This window comes from Nocardioides turkmenicus (assembly GCF_011045035.1).
GTDB classification, from domain to species: Bacteria; Actinomycetota; Actinomycetes; order Propionibacteriales; family Nocardioidaceae; genus Nocardioides; species Nocardioides turkmenicus.
Genome location: NZ_JAALAA010000006.1, coordinates 49,945 through 65,417, shown reverse-complemented (window position 1 = coordinate 65,417; position 15,473 = coordinate 49,945). Strand labels below are relative to the sequence as shown.

13 protein-coding genes are annotated in these 15,473 nt (G+C 69.7%); 6 read left to right on the top strand and 7 right to left on the bottom strand.

Going from position 1 to position 15,473, the window contains the following annotated elements; genetic code table 11:
* The first annotated feature begins 56 nt into the window (after positions 1-56).
* Together G5C66_RS08575 and G5C66_RS08570 are read left to right on the top strand one after the other, a co-directional pair.
* Entirely contained in the window at positions 57-1,415 is a 1,359-nt protein-coding gene (locus G5C66_RS08575; protein WP_165110545.1) for an MFS transporter, read from the top strand.
* 17 nt (positions 1,416-1,432) lie between these two features.
* A complete protein-coding gene (locus G5C66_RS08570; RefSeq protein ID WP_165110544.1) occupies positions 1,433-2,392 on the top strand; it encodes an ornithine cyclodeaminase family protein in 960 nt (319 codons plus the stop codon).
* Between the two features lie 196 nt (positions 2,393-2,588).
* Here the strand turns inward: G5C66_RS08570 and G5C66_RS08565 are convergent, their stop codons facing one another.
* Positions 2,589-3,476 carry an NUDIX domain-containing protein gene (locus G5C66_RS08565; protein WP_338144115.1) on the bottom strand — a complete coding sequence of 296 codons (888 nt, stop codon included), beginning with the start codon at positions 3,474-3,476 and terminating at the stop codon, positions 2,589-2,591.
* Between the two features lie 50 nt (positions 3,477-3,526).
* Complete coding sequence (locus tag G5C66_RS08560) at positions 3,527-4,759, bottom strand: geranylgeranyl reductase family protein (RefSeq protein ID WP_165110542.1); 1,233 nt, start codon at positions 4,757-4,759, stop codon at positions 3,527-3,529.
* Between the two features lie 127 nt (positions 4,760-4,886).
* On the opposite strand from G5C66_RS08560, the gene G5C66_RS08555 reads away from it, so the two are divergent.
* The 3 genes from G5C66_RS08555 to G5C66_RS08545 are packed head-to-tail and all read left to right on the top strand — an operon-like array spanning position 4,887 to position 7,713.
* On the top strand, positions 4,887-5,957 hold the full coding sequence (locus G5C66_RS08555) for an iron chelate uptake ABC transporter family permease subunit (RefSeq protein ID WP_206443864.1): 1,071 nt from the start codon (positions 4,887-4,889) through the stop codon (positions 5,955-5,957).
* 35 nt (positions 5,958-5,992) lie between these two features.
* Positions 5,993-6,961, top strand: coding sequence for an ABC transporter substrate-binding protein (locus G5C66_RS08550; protein WP_165110540.1), 969 nt, complete (start codon positions 5,993-5,995; stop codon positions 6,959-6,961).
* Positions 6,958-7,713: an ATP-binding cassette domain-containing protein gene (locus G5C66_RS08545; RefSeq protein ID WP_165110539.1), complete on the top strand. Its 756-nt coding sequence runs from the start codon at positions 6,958-6,960 to the stop codon at positions 7,711-7,713. Before G5C66_RS08550 ends, G5C66_RS08545 begins: the two co-directional genes overlap by 4 nt.
* 17 nt (positions 7,714-7,730) lie before the next feature.
* Here the strand turns inward: G5C66_RS08545 and G5C66_RS08540 are convergent, their stop codons facing one another.
* The 4 genes from G5C66_RS08540 to G5C66_RS08525 form a co-directional block, all read right to left on the bottom strand.
* Positions 7,731-8,216 carry a pyridoxamine 5'-phosphate oxidase family protein gene (locus G5C66_RS08540; protein WP_165110538.1) on the bottom strand — a complete coding sequence of 162 codons (486 nt, stop codon included), beginning with the start codon at positions 8,214-8,216 and terminating at the stop codon, positions 7,731-7,733.
* A 23-nt stretch (positions 8,217-8,239) separates the two neighbouring features.
* The gene (locus G5C66_RS08535) at positions 8,240-9,310 is read right to left on the bottom strand and encodes a glycerophosphodiester phosphodiesterase family protein (RefSeq protein WP_165110537.1); all 1,071 of its coding nucleotides are present in this window, start codon (positions 9,308-9,310) and stop codon (positions 8,240-8,242) included.
* Between the two features lie 30 nt (positions 9,311-9,340).
* Positions 9,341-9,802, bottom strand: coding sequence for a DUF4232 domain-containing protein (locus G5C66_RS08530; protein ID WP_165110536.1), 462 nt, complete (start codon positions 9,800-9,802; stop codon positions 9,341-9,343).
* Between the two features lie 305 nt (positions 9,803-10,107).
* On the bottom strand, positions 10,108-10,509 hold the full coding sequence (locus tag G5C66_RS08525) for a winged helix-turn-helix transcriptional regulator (protein WP_165110535.1): 402 nt from the start codon (positions 10,507-10,509) through the stop codon (positions 10,108-10,110).
* Positions 10,510-10,618: 109 nt separating this feature from the next.
* On the opposite strand from G5C66_RS08525, the gene G5C66_RS08520 reads away from it, so the two are divergent.
* Positions 10,619-11,500 carry an alcohol dehydrogenase catalytic domain-containing protein gene (locus tag G5C66_RS08520; RefSeq protein ID WP_165110534.1) on the top strand — a complete coding sequence of 294 codons (882 nt, stop codon included), beginning with the start codon at positions 10,619-10,621 and terminating at the stop codon, positions 11,498-11,500.
* A gap of 54 nt (positions 11,501-11,554) precedes the next feature.
* Here G5C66_RS08520 and G5C66_RS08515 read toward each other — a convergent pair whose 3' ends face one another.
* Positions 11,555-15,430 carry a DNA-directed RNA polymerase subunit beta' gene (locus tag G5C66_RS08515; RefSeq protein WP_165110533.1) on the bottom strand — a complete coding sequence of 1,292 codons (3,876 nt, stop codon included), beginning with the start codon at positions 15,428-15,430 and terminating at the stop codon, positions 11,555-11,557.
* Between the last annotated feature and the right edge of the window lie 43 nt (positions 15,431-15,473).

Genomic DNA, 15,473 nt, shown 5'->3' with positions numbered 1-15,473 from the left:
CATATGATGGGACAGCCCGCGAGAGCGCGGGCACTTCCAGACCTCGGAGAGAGACCATGTCCGCCACCCCCGCACCGGCCAACCCGCGCTCCCGCGTGCTCGTCGCCAGTCTCGTCGGCACGACGATCGAGTTCTACGACTTCTACGCGTACGCGACCGCAGCCGTCCTCGTCTTCCCCGCCCTCTTCTTCCCGGCCGGCGATCCGACCACCGCGCTCCTCGCGAGCTTCGCGGTCTTCGGCGCCGCGATGGTCGCCCGACCGGTGGGCGCGATCTTCTTCGGTCACCTCGGCGACCGGCTCGGCCGCAAGACGACCCTGGTGATCTCGCTGCTCACCATGGGCATCGCGACGTTCCTGATCGGTGTGCTCCCGACGTACGCGACCGTCGGCTGGGTCGCCACCGCGCTGCTCGTGCTGATGCGCCTGGCCCAGGGCTTCGCGCTCGGCGGCGAGTGGAGCGGCGCGGCCCTGGTCGCGACCGAGAACGCCCCGGAGGGCAAGCGCGCCATCTTCGGTACGTTCCCGCAGCTCGGCGCGCCGCTGGGCTTCATCCTCTCCAACGGCCTGTTCCTGACCATCGCGGCGCTGCTCTCCGCGGAGGGCGCCGACCCGACCAAGCCGTCCGACGCCTTCCTGGCCTGGGGCTGGCGGGTGCCGTTCCTCTTCTCGGCCGTCATGGTGATCGTCGGCCTCTGGGTCCGGCTGCGCCTGGTCGAGAGCGACGTCTTCACCAAGAGTCAGGACGCCGGCCTGGTCCGCAAGGTCCCGCTGGCCTCGGTCGTCCGCAACCAGGGCAAGCAGCTGATCCTCGGCACGTTCTTCATGCTGGCGACGTACGTCCTCTTCTACCTGATGACCGCGTTCTCGCTGTCGTTCGGCACCGCTGCCAAGGACCTCCCCGTGCCCGGCCTGGGCTACGGCTACACCACCTTCGTGCTGATGCTGATCTTCGGCGTGGTCTTCTTCGGCATCTTCACGATGGTCTCCGGCCCGCTGGCCGAGCGTTTCGGCCGCCGCCGGCTGCTGATCGCGGTCACCCTCGGGATCATCGTCTTCGGCCTGGCCTGGGTCCCGCTGGTCAATGCCGGCACCCCGGGCGTGCTCCTCTGGCTCGTCCTCGGCTTCTCCCTGATGGGCCTCACCTTCGGCCCGATGGGCGCGCTCCTGCCCGAGCTGTTCCCGACCAGCGTCCGCTACACCGGCTCCGGCGTCTCCTACAACGTCGCCTCGATCCTCGGCGCCGCGGTCGCCCCGTTCATCGCGGTCGCGCTGTGGAAGCAGGCCGACGGCTCGCCCGTCCTGGTCGGCGTCTACCTCTCCGTGATGGCGGTGATCACCCTGATCTCGCTGCTGATCGGCAAGGAGACCAAGGACATCGCGCTCGAGGAGACCGCGGAGAAGGCCACCGTCTGACGGTCTACGGTGGCGGGGTGAGTGTCAGGATCCTCTCCGCCACCGACGTACGCAGCATCTTCACGCCGCAGCTCGCGCTCGAGTCCCAGCGCGAGGCGTTCACCCGACTGGGAGCCGGGGAGGCCGTCCAGCCTCCCCGGCTCCTCGTCCCTGGGCAGGACTCGTCGGTCTCGTTCTGCTACTCCTCCCGGATCGCTCCCGACGCCCCCGCGGTGAGCAAGTTCGGCAGCGTCAACCCGGCCAACGCCGGCCGTGGCCTGGGCGCCGTCCACTCGGTCATCACGGTCCTCGACAGTGAGACCGGCGCTCCGCGCGCGATCATCAACGGCGACAGCGTCACCGGCCTGCGCACCTCCGCCGCGACCACCCTCGCCATGCAGCAGCTCGCACCGTCCGCCGCGACCGTTCTCGTCGTCGGCACCGGCGCGCAGGCCCGGGCCCACCTCGACGCCTTCGCGGTGACGCATCCCGACGCCGAGCTCCAGATCTTCGGCCGGAACCGGACGGCCGCCGCCGAGATCGCCGAGTCGCACGGCGCGACCGCGAAGGACGATCTGGAACAGTCGGTACGCAGCGCCGACATCGTCGTCCTCTGCACGTCGTCGCTCACGCCCGTGATCGAGGACCCGTGGGTCGCCGACGGCACCACCGTGGCCAGCGTCGGCTCCTTCGCCCCCGACCGCGTCGAGCTACCGCCGTCACTGCTGGCGCGCTCCACGGTCGTGGTCGACTATCGCCCGTCCGCGCTGACCGACTCCGGCCCCGTCGTCGAAGCCGTCGCGTCCGGCTCCGTCGCCCCGGACCGGATCACCGACCTCGGCTCGCTCCTGACCGGCGCCACCACTCTCGCTCGCGGCACCACCGACGTCGTCACCTACTTCTCCGTGGGCGTCGGCGTCCAGGACGCCGCCGCGGCGGCGGTGATCCTGGCGGCCGCCGAGGAGAACGGTGTCGGCACCCGTGCCGACCTTGGCTAGAGGCGATGCCGAGATGAGGGCGACCACGCTGGTCTACTAGCCCCGGCGAACGAATCTTCGCTCACCTGGGACACGTGAACGAACTTTCATTCACCCCGCACCCGCGAACGAATTGTCATTCGCCTGGGACTCACCAACCCGCCCGGAGATGCGCCGCGAAACCGGGCCCACTCACGAAGTGCCACAGCCCGCCCGACTAGGAGGCTGCCTTCTTCTCGGCGTCGAGGGCCGCGGTGACCACGTCGAGGAGTGGAAGGCCGGCCAGCTCGTCACGGGTCACCCAACCTACGTCGTCGGTGGTGCCACCCTCCTCGACCACTCGCGGCTCGGCACCGTCGGGCACGGTCGCGGCGAAGATGAGGTGGACGCCGTGGAACTCCTCGTGACGGCCGCTGGGGGCGGTGCCGGTGATCTTCACGTCGTGCACGTCGAGCAGGACGCCGACCTCGCAGGTGAGACCGCACTCCTCGGCCACCTCGCGCACCAGCGCCTCGCGCGGCTGCTCGCCGAAGTCGATCCCGCCACCGGGCAGCGTCCACGAGCCGGAGTGGTAGCCGAGCGGCGAGATCCGGGTGAGGAGGATCGCGTCGTCGGAGGTGCGGGTGATGAACGCGTACGCCGCCAGCCGCTGCATCCGCGCCGGCTTGTGCACCTCCAGGGCCTCGGTGACCAGCGGAGACGTCGGGATCTCGCCGCTCACGACGGCGGCCAGCGGCAGCCAGGCCGCCTCGGCCGTGGAGCCGTCGACCTCCATCGTCTGCGGCGCGGGAGCGTCGTGAGGCACCCAGCCGTCGTAGACGATCCGGATCGCGTGGGAGTTGACCCGTCGGCCCAGCCGCCAGGCCTTGGCCTGGTGGACGGAGTAGACCCGCGCCTCGACACCGACCTCGACCGGCACCCCGGCCTCCTCGTAGACCTCGCGCACGACCGCGTCGCGCGGGTCCTCGCCGTGGTCGATCCCGCCACCGGGCAGCGTCCAGCGCTCCTCCGGCGTGACCTTCTCCGAGAGCCGGCTCAGCAGGATCTCCGGCTCGGCCGCAGCGCCGGCCCGGATGATGACCGCGTAGGCCCCTACCCGCTGCACCTTCGGAAGCTTGCGTCGCCGCCCACCGCGGCCCCGATTCCGCGTCGCCATCAGCTGAACGGAGGTCGGGAGTCGAGGGAGATGGAGCGGCGGCCGGCCCAGCGCCACACCTTCGCGGCGCGGTCGCGGTCCTCGTCGGTGACCAGGTTGCCCATCCATCGCAGGGCGAGCGTCATCAGCCAGTCGGAGCGCATTCCCGCAGGTCCGAGCGTGGACACCAGGCGCGGACGGGTCGCGATCCCGGCCAGGCGACGGGCGATGGAGAACGCCTCGCCGTAGTGCTCGCGCAGGGTCGCCGGCCATGCGGTGGCCAGGTCCTCGCCTGTGACGATGGCGTCGGCGACCATCCGCCCGGTCTCCAGGCCGTAGTCGATCCCCTCGCCGTTGAGCGGGTTCACGCACCCGGCTGCGTCGCCGATCAGCGCCCAGTTGGAGCCGGCGACGCCGGAGACCGCACCGCCCATCGGCAGCAGCGCGGACTTCTCCGCCCGCAGCTCGCCCTTCAGCCCGAACTGGTCGCGGCACTGCTCGGTGTAGTGGCGCATCAGTGGCTTGATCGCGACGTCTGCCGGCCGCTTCGAGGTGGCCAGCGCGCCGGCGCCGATGTTCACCTCGCCCGAGCCCAGCGGGAAGATCCACCCGTAGCCGGGCAGCGCCTCACCGGACTCGTCGCGCAGCTCCAGGTGGGAGGAGATCCACTCGTCGTCGGCCTGGTCGGAGGCGATGTAGGCCCTCCCGGCGACGCCGTAGACGGTGTCGCGGTGCCACTCGCGCCCCAACACCTTGCCCAGCGGCGAGCGCACGCCGTCGGCCACCACGACCGACCGGCAGGCCACCTCGTGGCCGCCTTCGAAGACGACGGCAGCAATCCGGGCACCGTCCCACCGCACGTCGACCGCCCGCACGCCGTCGACCGCGGTCGCACCCGACTTGATCGCCACGGTGCGCAGGTGGTCGTCGAGCTCGGTGCGCGGCACCGCCGAGCCCCAGGAAGGCAGCGTGCCACCCGGCCAGGGCAGGTGCAGCGTCTGCCCGAAGCCGTGCGCGCGCAGCCCCTTCGAGACCGGGTGAGCGCGCAGCCAGTCCTCGAGTCCGAGGCGCACCAGCTCATGGGTGGCGCGCGGGGTCAGCCCGTCACCACAGGTCTTGTCACGCGGGAAGACAGCGGCGTCGGTCAGCAGGACATCGACCCCGGCGCGCGCCAGCCAGGCAGCCGCGGCCGAGCCCGCGGGCCCTGCCCCCACGACGAGCACGTCAGCTGACTGCGGAAGGGACGAGGTCATGCGCATATCTTCCCAGACCCGCCACACGCCCGGTCAGAGAACCCTCACCTCCGGCCAGCGGAAGCCCCTGCTAGGTTATTGCAAGTTGTTTGCAGTAATGCCCGACGCCGGCCAGAAAGGCCCCCACGTGCACGACCCTCTCGGCGTACGTCGCCGCCGCCGGCGCGCCGTCATCTGGCTCCTGGGCCTGCTCGCAGCCGCTGTGGCGACGGTCGTCGTCGCGGTCGGGCTGGGGGCTGCGTACGTCACGCCGGGGACGGTCGCGCAGATCCTCGGCCACCACCTCCTCGGCCTCCCCGAGGCCGGGCCGGAGTCGGGCTGGAAGGCCACCGAGGAGGCGATCGTGTGGAAGGTACGCCTCCCCCGCGTGCTCCTCGGCGCCCTGGTCGGCGCGGGCCTGGCCGTCACCGGCATGGCGCTGCAGGCGATGGTCCGCAACATGCTCGCCGACCCCTACCTGCTCGGGATCAACTCCGGCGCCTCCAGCGGCGCCGCGGCGGCGATCCTGTTCGGCGCAGGCACCGGCCTGGGGGCGTACGCCCTCCCGGGGTCCGCCTTCCTCGGCGCTCTGGCGGCGTCGTTCCTGGTCTTCGCGCTGGCGCGCAGCGGCGGCCGAGTGACCTCGCTGCGGCTGCTGCTCTCCGGGGTCGCGGTCGGCTACCTGCTCTACGGGCTGACCAGCTTCCTGATCTTCGCCTCGGGCTCGGCCGAGGGCGCCCGGTCGGTGATGTTCTGGCTGCTCGGGTCGCTCGGGCTGGCGCAGTGGGACGGCCTGCTCGCCGTCGTGGCTGTCGCGGTGATCGCCACGATCACCCTACTGACCATGTCGGGTCGCGGGCTCGACGCGCTCGCGATCGGCGACGAGACCGCCCACACGCTCGGCGTCTCCCCCGACCGCTTCCGCACCCTGCTGCTCGTCGTGGTGGCGCTGACCGTCGGCGTGGTCGTCTCGGCTGCCGGCAGCATCGGCTTCGTCGGCCTGGTCGTGCCTCACCTGGCCCGCCGCGCCGTCGGCTCCGCCCACGCGGTGGCCGTACCCGCGGCCGCGCTCATGGGCGCGATCCTGCTGGTCTGGGCCGACGTGCTCGCCCGGGTGCTCCTCCAGCCCCAGGAGATCCCGATCGGGATCGTCACCGCCCTGCTGGGCGCCCCGTTCCTCATCGTCCTCATCCGGCGCTTCTCCGCCCGCGACGTCTGACCACCGCCCGACCGACCCACCACCAGGAGCACGACATGATCCGCACCACGATCGCCACCGCCGCCCTCGTGCTGGCCACGACCACCGCGTGCGGCGCCGACGCCGCCGGCACGGAGGCCACCGCAGACGGCTTCCCGGTCACCATAGAGAACTGCGGCGCTGAGGTCACCTTCGACGCCTCGCCGGAGCGGGTGGTGATGCTGAAGAGCTCCGCGGTGCCCTATCTGCACGCGCTCGGCGTGATGGACCAGGTCGTGGCCCGGGCCGGCGAATACCCCGCCGACTACTACGACGCCGAGACCCAGGCCGAGCTCGACGACATCCCCTTGCTCACCGACGAGATGGACACCAGCGGCCACCTGCAGATCTCCAAGGAGGTCGTGATCGCCGAGGAGCCCGACCTGGTCCTCGGCGAGGTCGACAACCTCTCCCGGGACACCCTCGACGCGGTCGACATCGATCTCCTCGAGGAGCCGGCGATGTGCCCCGAGGGCGTCGACGATCCCGGGTTCCACGACGTCTACAGCCAGCTGGAGGCCTACGGCCGCGTCTTCGACAAGACCGACGAAGCCGCCCAGGCTGTTGCTGACCTGCGCAAACGCGTCACCGAGCTGGAGAAGAAGAAGGTCGGCGAGGGGCGTACGGCGGCCGTTCTCTACCCCACCGTCGGTGGCGGCGTGACCTACGCCTACGGCACCCGCTCGATGGCCCACCCGCAGCTCGAGGCGGCCGGGTTCGAGGACGTCTTCGCCGACGTGGACGAGCGGGTCTTCGAGGTCTCGACCGAGGACCTTCTCGAGCGCGACCCCGACGTGATCATCCTGCTCCACAACGCCGGCGACCCGGCCGAGGTCGAGGAGTCGATCACCCAGCTCGCCGGCGCCGAGGACCTGACCGCGGTCAAGAACGGCGACGTGATGGCGCAGCTGTTCAACTTCACCGAGCCTCCCTCGGCCCTCTCGGTCGACGGCCTGGAGCGGATCATCGAGAGGTTCGGGCAGTGATCGAGGCCGCCGGCCTGACCTGGACCTACGGCGCCACGACCATCCTCGAGGACGTCGACGTCGACTCCCACGAGGGCAGGGTCCTGGGCCTGATCGGGCCGAACGGGAGCGGCAAGACCACCCTGCTGCGGATGCTCTACGGCGCCCTCCGCGGCACGGGCACCGTCGAGATCGACGGCGACCCCCTCGCCGGGCTCCCCGCCAAGGAGGTCGCCCGACGGCTCGCCGTCGTCGTCCAGGAGTCCGGCACCGACACAACACTGACCGCCGGCGAGATGGTGCTGCTGGGACGTACGCCGCACCTGTCCGCGTTCGCCAGAGCCGGCGAGCACGACCTGCAGGTCGCCGCGGACTGCCTCGAGCGCGTCGGCGGCACCCACCTCGGCCCGCGCTCCTTCGCCGCCCTCTCCGGCGGCGAGCGGCAGCGGGTGCTCATCGCCCGCGCACTGGCCCAGGAGGCGACCCACCTGCTCCTCGACGAGCCGACCAACCATCTCGACATCCGCTACCAGCACGAGATCCTCTCGCTGGTGCGGAAGCTCGGCACGACGGCGATCGTCGTGCTCCACGACCTCAACCTGGCGGCCCGCTACTGCGACGACCTGGTGCTGCTCGACCGGCGTCGGGTCGCCGCGCGCGGCACCGTCGACGAGGTGCTGCGCCCCGAGATCCTGGAGCCGGTCTACGGCATCGGCATCGAGCGGCTCGAGCTGCGCGATGAGATCCATCTCCTCTTCCGCCCGGCGACCTGACGGCCGACCTGACGGCCTCAGAGCTCCGGGGCCGCCTCGACCCGGGTCTCCGGCACCTCCTCGTCGTCCGGGTCGACACCAGGAAGGTGCGCCTCCCAGAGCTCCACGTCCATCACGTAGAGCCGCAGCGGCGCCTCCCCGCGCAGCTCCTCGGGCTTGAACGCCCGCGACGTCCCGACCAGCCGGTGAAACGCCACAGCGCAGCGCTTCTCGAGCTCGAAGTCGGGCACCTGGCGGGCCATCCCGGTGACGTACGCAGCGCTCGCCCCCGACCCGGGCGGCACCGAGGAGTCGAAGATCACCCCGGCGACGCGCGGATCGCGGACGATGTTGCGGGAGTGCTGGGCGTCGGGTGCCGAGACCCAGTAGAGGTCCCGGTAGCCGTCGTGGGAGAAGTAGACCGGCGAGGTACGCGGCCGTCCGTCGGGGTCCGAGGTCGCCAGCACCAGATAGGCGACGCTGTCGACGATCCCGCGGACGTGTTTGTCCAGATCAGCTGCCATACCCCAGAGGGTAGGCGACTCCGCTACTCCTGACCTGCGTATATGCGCGGCAGCTTGTAACCGTGCTCGGCCAGCACCTCGCGCAGCCCGTCGGGCCGGTCGGTGATCAGGCCATCGACGCCGAGCCCGATCAGATGCTCCATGGTGGCGACGTCGTTCACCGTCCACGGCACGACCGCGATCCCGCGCTCGTGGGCAGCGTCGACCAGCTCCTGGGTCGTGAACGGGACGTAGCCGGGGTCGGACACCGAGCCGCCCTGCGGGTCACCGTGGACCGGCGAGACCGCATCGGCCCCGAACGAGTCGGCGGCCGCGACGTACCGCTCCTGCAGGGACCCCTCGAAGTCGTCGATGTCGATCCCACCCAGCCACGGCGAGGCGCCCTGCCGCCCCTGCTGGAGGAACTGCTGGCCGTTGGTCAGCGCGACGATCGGCAGGCGCGGCTCGACCTCACGGAACCGCTTCAGCGCACCCCAGTCGAAGCTCTGGATCGTGACCTGGTTGCGGATGTGGGCCCGCCGGATCTCGGCCAGGACGACGCGTACGAACTGCTCGCGCGGCGCGGTCTGCTCCGGCGCACCGGCCTCGACCTTCGTCTCCACGTTCAGCGTGACCTGGCCGGCGTGGTAGCTGTTGACCAGCGCGAACACCTCCGAGAGCAGCGGCATCCGCTCCCCCGGCGACAGCTCCTGCTCGGGGTACTGCGGCTGCCGCAGCGACCCGCAGTCGATCGTGCGCACCTGCGCGAGCGTGAGGTCCTTGATGTAGGTCCGGTTCGGCACGTACGGGAACTCCGGATCACCGGGGAACGCCGGCGCGGTGTCGACGCACTTGGCCGGGTTCGGGTCCCGGTCGTGCGTCACCACCGCATACCCGTCCTCGGTGATCTGGACGTCGAGCTCGAGGGTGCTCACACCCAGCTCGAGCGCCCGCGCGAAGGCCGGCAGGGTGTTCTCCACCGTCAGCGCGATGCCGCCGCGGTGTGCCTGGAGGTCGAAGGTGCGCGGGTCGTTCTCGGCGTACGCCGGGGCGCTGACGACGCTCGCCAGGAGCGCTGCGGACACGAAGAGGAGGCCGGCTCGGACACGTCTCATGCGCGCCAGGATCCCGCCTGCGGATGGCCGCTAGTGGAACGCGCGATGAGACAGGAGCGACACGTTCTTGTCGGCACAGCCGGTCGTCTCGTGACGGACGAACTGGGAGTCGTAGGAGTCCGGGACGTAGACCCGGAAACCGTCCACCTTGGTCGGCTTGCAGTCCGAGGCCGGGTAGTTCTGGGCCGTCGACTCGGCGACCGCGCTCACCGCGACCTGCCCCGGCTTCATGATGATCCTGCGCCAGGAGCCCTCACGTCTCGCCGGCGCCCCGACCTGGGTGCCGTCGCCGCCCCCGACGTACGAGAGCCCGCCGAAGCCGCCCAGGGAGCATGCGTGGTCGGAGACGTTGGTCAGCGTGATCTCGCCGAACCGCGACCCCGCACCTGCCTCGGTGGGTCGGTAGCCGGCCTTCAGGTCGGTGTTGGCGCACTTCGGCGTCACCGGGTCCGCCGCCGGGTCGGAGGAAGAAGCTGAGGACTCAGTCCTCACCGGCGAACCCCCCGTGGCCGCCGGTGAGGACTGAGTCGGGGACGATGGTGTGCTGCTCTGCGAGGTCGAATCCGCGGTCCCGGAAGCAGATGGTGACGCGTCGACCGCCCCGTCCATCGTCGACCCGCAACCTCCCACCGCGAGCACGCCGAGGATCCCGACTACGACCACCATCAGCCGAGCGTGCCGCATCTTTGCTCCTCGAGTAGCAGATGCCCAGCCGGACAAGCCGGTTGGTTGACCCATCGTCCTACCCCTGAGACGCGCGGACGCCACGGTTCGTTGCGTCCGATCTCGAGAAAATCTCAGACCTTCGAGTCGTACGCCGTGCGGGCCTCGTCCACCTCGGCCATGTGGTCCTCGGCCCACTCCTTGAGGTGCGCGAGGACGGGCAGCAGCGTCTGCCCGAGCGGAGTCAGCTCGTAGTCGGTCCGCACCGGCACCGACGGCGTGACGGTGCGCGTCAGCAGGCCGTCGCGTTCCATCTTCCGCAACGACTGGGTCAGCATCTTCTGGCTGACCCCTTCGATCTGCGAGGCCAGCTCCGAGTACCTCAGCGGCCCACGCAGCCCGAGCGCCACGATCGCCAGGCTCACCCACTTGTCGCCGATCGTGTCCAGCAGCCGCCTGCTCGGACACAGCGCCGTGAACGCGTCGAATCCGCTCTGCTCGAATCCACTGGGCCGCTCGGCCGTCGTCGTCCCCATGGCAGACCTCCAGGTGCGTACGCCACTTCAAAGTGCCTTCTTCCCAAAGGAGAGTAGGGCACCGAAAGTAGTGCGTGCAACCAGTTGACCAGACCCAAGGACGAACACCATGTACGCACTCATCTCCCGTGCCGGCGACCCGACCCCGCACCTCGAGGAGCTCCCGGCGCAGCCGCTCGGCCCCGACGAGATCCGGGTCGAGGTGGCCGCCGCCGGCTTCACCCTCTTCGACGCCTTCGTCGCCGCCGACCACGCACCCATCGGGCTCCCCGACGTGGTCGGCCTCGGCTTCGACTTCAGCGGTGTCGTCACCGAGATCGGCGAGGCGGTCTCCGGCTTCGCGGTCGGTGACCGGGTCGCCGGCTTCCACGGCAACCCGGCGGCAGGCGCCCGCGCCCACGCGACGGAGGTCGTGCTGCCGGCCGCCGACGCGGCGCCGCTGCCCGAGGGGCTCACGCTCGATGCCGCTGCCGCGGCTCCGCTCAACGCGCTCACCGCCCGCCAGGCGCTCGACCTCCTCGGCCCCGAGCGGGGCAGCCTGCTCGTCACCGGTGCCGCCGGAGGCGTCGGCCTGTGGGCACTGGCGCTCGCGAAGTCCGACGGCTGGGCCGTCGACGCTCTCGTGCGGCCCGGCACCGAGCACCTCGCCACCGGCGCCGACCGTGTCGTCACCGAGATCGAGCCGCACGCCCACGACGCCGTCCTCGATCTGGCGGCGCTCAACGACCCCGCCCTGGCAGGCGTACGCGACGACGGCCGCTACATCAGCGTCAAGCCCGGCCGGGAGCCGGAGCCCGAGCGCGGCATCGAGGTCTCGACCGTGATGAGCCATGCCGACGGGGCGACTCTCGCCGGCCTGCTGCGGCTGGCGGCCGACGGCACCGTACCGACCCGGATCGCTGCGACCCGTCCGCTCAGCAAGGCCGCCGAGGCCTACCAGGAGGCGACGGCGGCACCGGGCTCGGACGGCCGATGGCTCCTCATCCCCTGAGCAAAGGCGAAGGCCCCGCCACCCGAAGGTGGCGGGGCCTTCCAGACCATTCGATCAGCTCTGGTAGGAGCCGAAATCGAAGTCGTCCAGCGCGACGGCCTGGCCGCCGGTGTTGCCGAACTCGTAGTCGTAGTTGTCGTAACCGGTCACGGAGTACGCCGCGGCACGAGCCTCGTCGGTCGGCTCGACCTTGATGTTGCGGTAGCGCTCCAGGCCGGTGCCGGCCGGGATGAGCTTACCGATGATGACGTTCTCCTTCAGACCGCGCAGCGAGTCGGAGCGGCCGTTGATGGCAGCGTCGGTGAGGACGCGGGTGGTCTCCTGGAAGGAGGCCGCCGACAGCCAGGACTCGGTGGCCAGCGAGGCCTTGGTGATACCCATCAGCTCCGGACGACCCGAGGCCGGCTTGCCGCCCTCGGAGACCACGCGCCGGTTCTCCGACTCGAAGTCGATGCGGTCGGCCAGGTCGGACGGCAGCAGGTTGGTGTCACCCGACTCGAGCACGGTGATCCGGCGCAGCATCTGCCGCACGATGATCTCGATGTGCTTGTCGTGGATGGACACACCCTGCGACCGGTACACGGCCTGGACCTCGTCCACGAGGTGCTGCTGCGTCTTGCGGACACCGAGGATACGGAGGACCTCCTTGGGGTCCGGCGTACCGATGGTCAGCGCCTGGCCGACCTCGATGTGGTCGCCGTCGGCGACCCGCAGACGCGAGCGACGGGAGACGACGTACTCCTTGACGTCCGAGCCGTCGTCCGGGGTGACCAGGACCTTGCGGGCCTTGTCGGTCTCCTCGATCTCGACGCGACCGGCGACCTCGGAGATCGGCGTGACACCCTTCGGCGTACGCGCCTCGAAGAGCTCGACGACACGCGGCAGACCCTGCGTGATGTCGTCGGCCGAGGCCACACCACCGGTGTGGAACGTACGCATGGTCAGCTGGGTGCCCGGCTCACCGATGGACTGCGCGGCGATGATGCCGACCGCCTCACCGATGTCGACGAGCTTGCCGGTGGCCAGCGAGCGGCCGTAGCACTTGGCGCACGTACCGGTGCGGGCCTCACAGGTGAGGACCGACCGGACCTTGACCTCGGTGATGCCGGCGCGAACCAGCTCCTCGATCTTGACGTCGCCCAGATCCTCACCGGCGACCGCGAGAACCTCGCCGGTCTCCGGGTGCTCGATGTCGACGGCAGCCGTGCGAGCGTACGCAGCGGTCTCGGCGTTGTCGTCCTTGACGACGACGCCGCCCTGGTCGACACCGATGACCTTCGGCAGACCGCGCTCGGTGCCGCAGTCGTCCTCACGGATGATGACGTCCTGCGAGACGTCCACCAGACGACGGGTCAGGTAACCCGAGTCGGCGGTACGCAGCGCGGTGTCGGCCAGACCCTTACGAGCACCGTGGGTGGAGATGAAGTACTCCAGGACGGAGAGACCCTCGCGGAAGTTCGACTTGATCGGCCGCGGGATGATCTCGCCCTTCGGGTTGGCCACCAGGCCTCGCATGGCGCCGACCTGACGGATCTGGTTGAAGTTACCCGAAGCGCCGGAGGTGACCTGCATGAAGATCGGGTTCTTGCGGTCGAACGCCTCCTCCATCGCAGCACCGACGACCTTGGCGGCCTCGGTCCAGATCTCGACGAGCTCCTGACGGCGCTCCTCGTCGGTGACCAGACCACGCTCGAACTGCTTCTGCACCTTGGCAGCCTGCTTCTCGAAGCCCTCGAGGATCTCGGCCTTGTTCGGCGGCGTGGTGACGTCGTCGATGGAGACCGTGACACCCGAACGGGTGGCCCAGTGGAAGCCGTTGTCCTTGAGCGCGTCCAGCGACGCCGCGACCTCGACCTTGGTGTAGCGCTCGGCCAGGTCGTTGATGATCGCGCCGAGCTGCTTCTTACCGACCTCGTAGTTCACGAAGGGGTAGTCGGCGGGGAGGGTGTCGTTGAAGATCACCCGGCCCAGCGTGGTCTCGAGGACGAGCGGGTCGCCCGCGGTCCAGCCCTCCGGCACGTCGTAGCCGATCGGCGGGACGATGTCGTCGAGGCGGATCTTGATCTTCGACTGCAGCGTGATCTCGAGGTGGTCGAAGGCCATGATGGCCTCGGCCGGGGACGAGAACGCACGACCTTCGCCGACCTCACCCTCGCGGTCGGAGGTGAGGAAGTAGAGACCGATGATCATGTCCTGGGTCGGCATGGTGACCGGACGACCGTCGGACGGCTTGAGGATGTTGTTGGTCGACAGCATCAGGATGCGAGCCTCGGCCTGGGCCTCCGCCGACAGCGGCAGGTGGACAGCCATCTGGTCACCGTCGAAGTCCGCGTTGAACGCGGTGCAGACGAGCGGGTGCAGCTGGATGGCCTTACCCTCGATCAGCTGCGGCTCGAAGGCCTGGATGCCGAGTCGGTGCAGGGTGGGCGCACGGTTCAGCAGAACCGGGTGCTCGGTGATGACCTCTTCGAGGACGTCCCACACGACCGGGCGGGCGCGCTCGACCATCCGCTTGGCGGACTTGATGTTCTGAGCGTGGCTCAGGTCCACCAGACGCTTCATCACAAACGGCTTGAACAGCTCCAGCGCCATCTGCTTCGGCAGACCGCACTGGTGCAGCTTGAGCTGCGGACCCGACACGATGACCGAGCGGCCGGAGTAGTCGACGCGCTTACCGAGCAGGTTCTGACGGAAGCGACCCTGCTTGCCCTTGAGCATGTCGGAGAGCGACTTCAGCGGACGGTTGCCCGGCCCGGTGACCGGACGGCCACGACGGCCGTTGTCGAACAGCGAGTCGACGGCCTCCTGCAGCATCCGCTTCTCGTTGTTCACGATGATCTCGGGGGCACCGAGGTCGAGGAGACGCTTGAGGCGGTTGTTGCGGTTGATCACACGACGGTAGAGGTCGTTGAGGTCGGAGGTCGCGAAGCGGCCACCGTCGAGCTGCACCATCGGGCGCAGGTCCGGCGGGATGACCGGGACGGCGTCGAGCACCATGCCGGTCGGCTGGTTGCCGGTCTTGCGGAAGGCGTCTACGACCTTGAGGCGCTTGAGCGCACGGACCTTGCGCTGACCCTTGCCGGTGGCGATGGTCTCGCGCAGGTTCTCGACCTCGGCGTCGATGTCGAAGTTCTCGAGGCGCTTCTGGATCGCCGTGGCGCCCATGTGGCCCTCGAAGTACTTGCCGAACCAGGTCTTCATCTCGCGGTAGAGCAGCTCGTCGCCCATGAGGTCCTGGACCTTCAGGTTCTTGAAGGTGTCCCAGACCTCGTCGAGGCGGTTGACCTCACGCTCGGTGCGGTCGCGCAGCTGCTTCATCTCGCGCTCGGCGCCGTCCTTGACCTTGCGCTTGGCGTCGGACTTGGCGCCCTCGGCCTCGAGCGCGGCCAGGTCGGTCTCGAGCTTCTTGGCGCGGTCGTTGATCGCCACGTCGAGCCGGCCGGTCAGCATCTTGCGCTGCTGGTCGACCTTGGCCTCGAGCGAGGACAGGTCGCGGTGACGCGCGTCCTCGTCGACCGAGGTGATCATGTACGCCGCGAAGTAGATGACCTTCTCCAGGTCCTTCGGGGCGAGGTCGAGCAGGTAGCCCAGCCGCGACGGAACGCCCTTGAAGTACCAGATGTGGGTCACCGGAGCGGCGAGCTCGATGTGGCCCATGCGCTCGCGGCGTACCTTGGAGCGGGTGACCTCGACGCCACAGCGCTCACAGATGATGCCCTTGAAGCGCACGCGCTTGTACTTGCCGCAGTAGCACTCCCAGTCCCGGGTGGGACCGAAGATCTTCTCGCAGAAGAGGCCGTCACGCTCGGGCTTGAGCGTGCGGTAGTTGATGGTCTCAGGCTTCTTGACCTCGCCGTGGCTCCACGCGCGGATCTCGTCCGCGGTGGCCAGGCCGATCTTGAGCTGATCGAAGAAGTTGACGTCGAGCACGGTGGCTTCCAGTTCCTTCGTTAGTTCTTGGAAAGTTCAAAGG

What these genes read in the sequence shown, in the direction of transcription:
- G5C66_RS08525 (WP_165110535.1), bottom strand. Translation starts at nt 10,509, where the DNA reads ATGGGGACGACGACGGCCGAGCGGCCCAGTGGATTCGAGCAGAGCGGA.
- G5C66_RS08520 (WP_165110534.1), top strand. Translation starts at nt 10,619, where the DNA reads ATGTACGCACTCATCTCCCGTGCCGGCGACCCGACCCCGCACCTCGAG.
- G5C66_RS08575 (WP_165110545.1), top strand. Translation starts at nt 57, where the DNA reads ATGTCCGCCACCCCCGCACCGGCCAACCCGCGCTCCCGCGTGCTCGTC.
- G5C66_RS08550 (WP_165110540.1), top strand. Translation starts at nt 5,993, where the DNA reads ATGATCCGCACCACGATCGCCACCGCCGCCCTCGTGCTGGCCACGACC.
- G5C66_RS08540 (WP_165110538.1), bottom strand. Translation starts at nt 8,216, where the DNA reads ATGGCAGCTGATCTGGACAAACACGTCCGCGGGATCGTCGACAGCGTC.
- G5C66_RS08560 (WP_165110542.1), bottom strand. Translation starts at nt 4,759, where the DNA reads ATGACCTCGTCCCTTCCGCAGTCAGCTGACGTGCTCGTCGTGGGGGCA.
- G5C66_RS08535 (WP_165110537.1), bottom strand. Translation starts at nt 9,310, where the DNA reads ATGAGACGTGTCCGAGCCGGCCTCCTCTTCGTGTCCGCAGCGCTCCTG.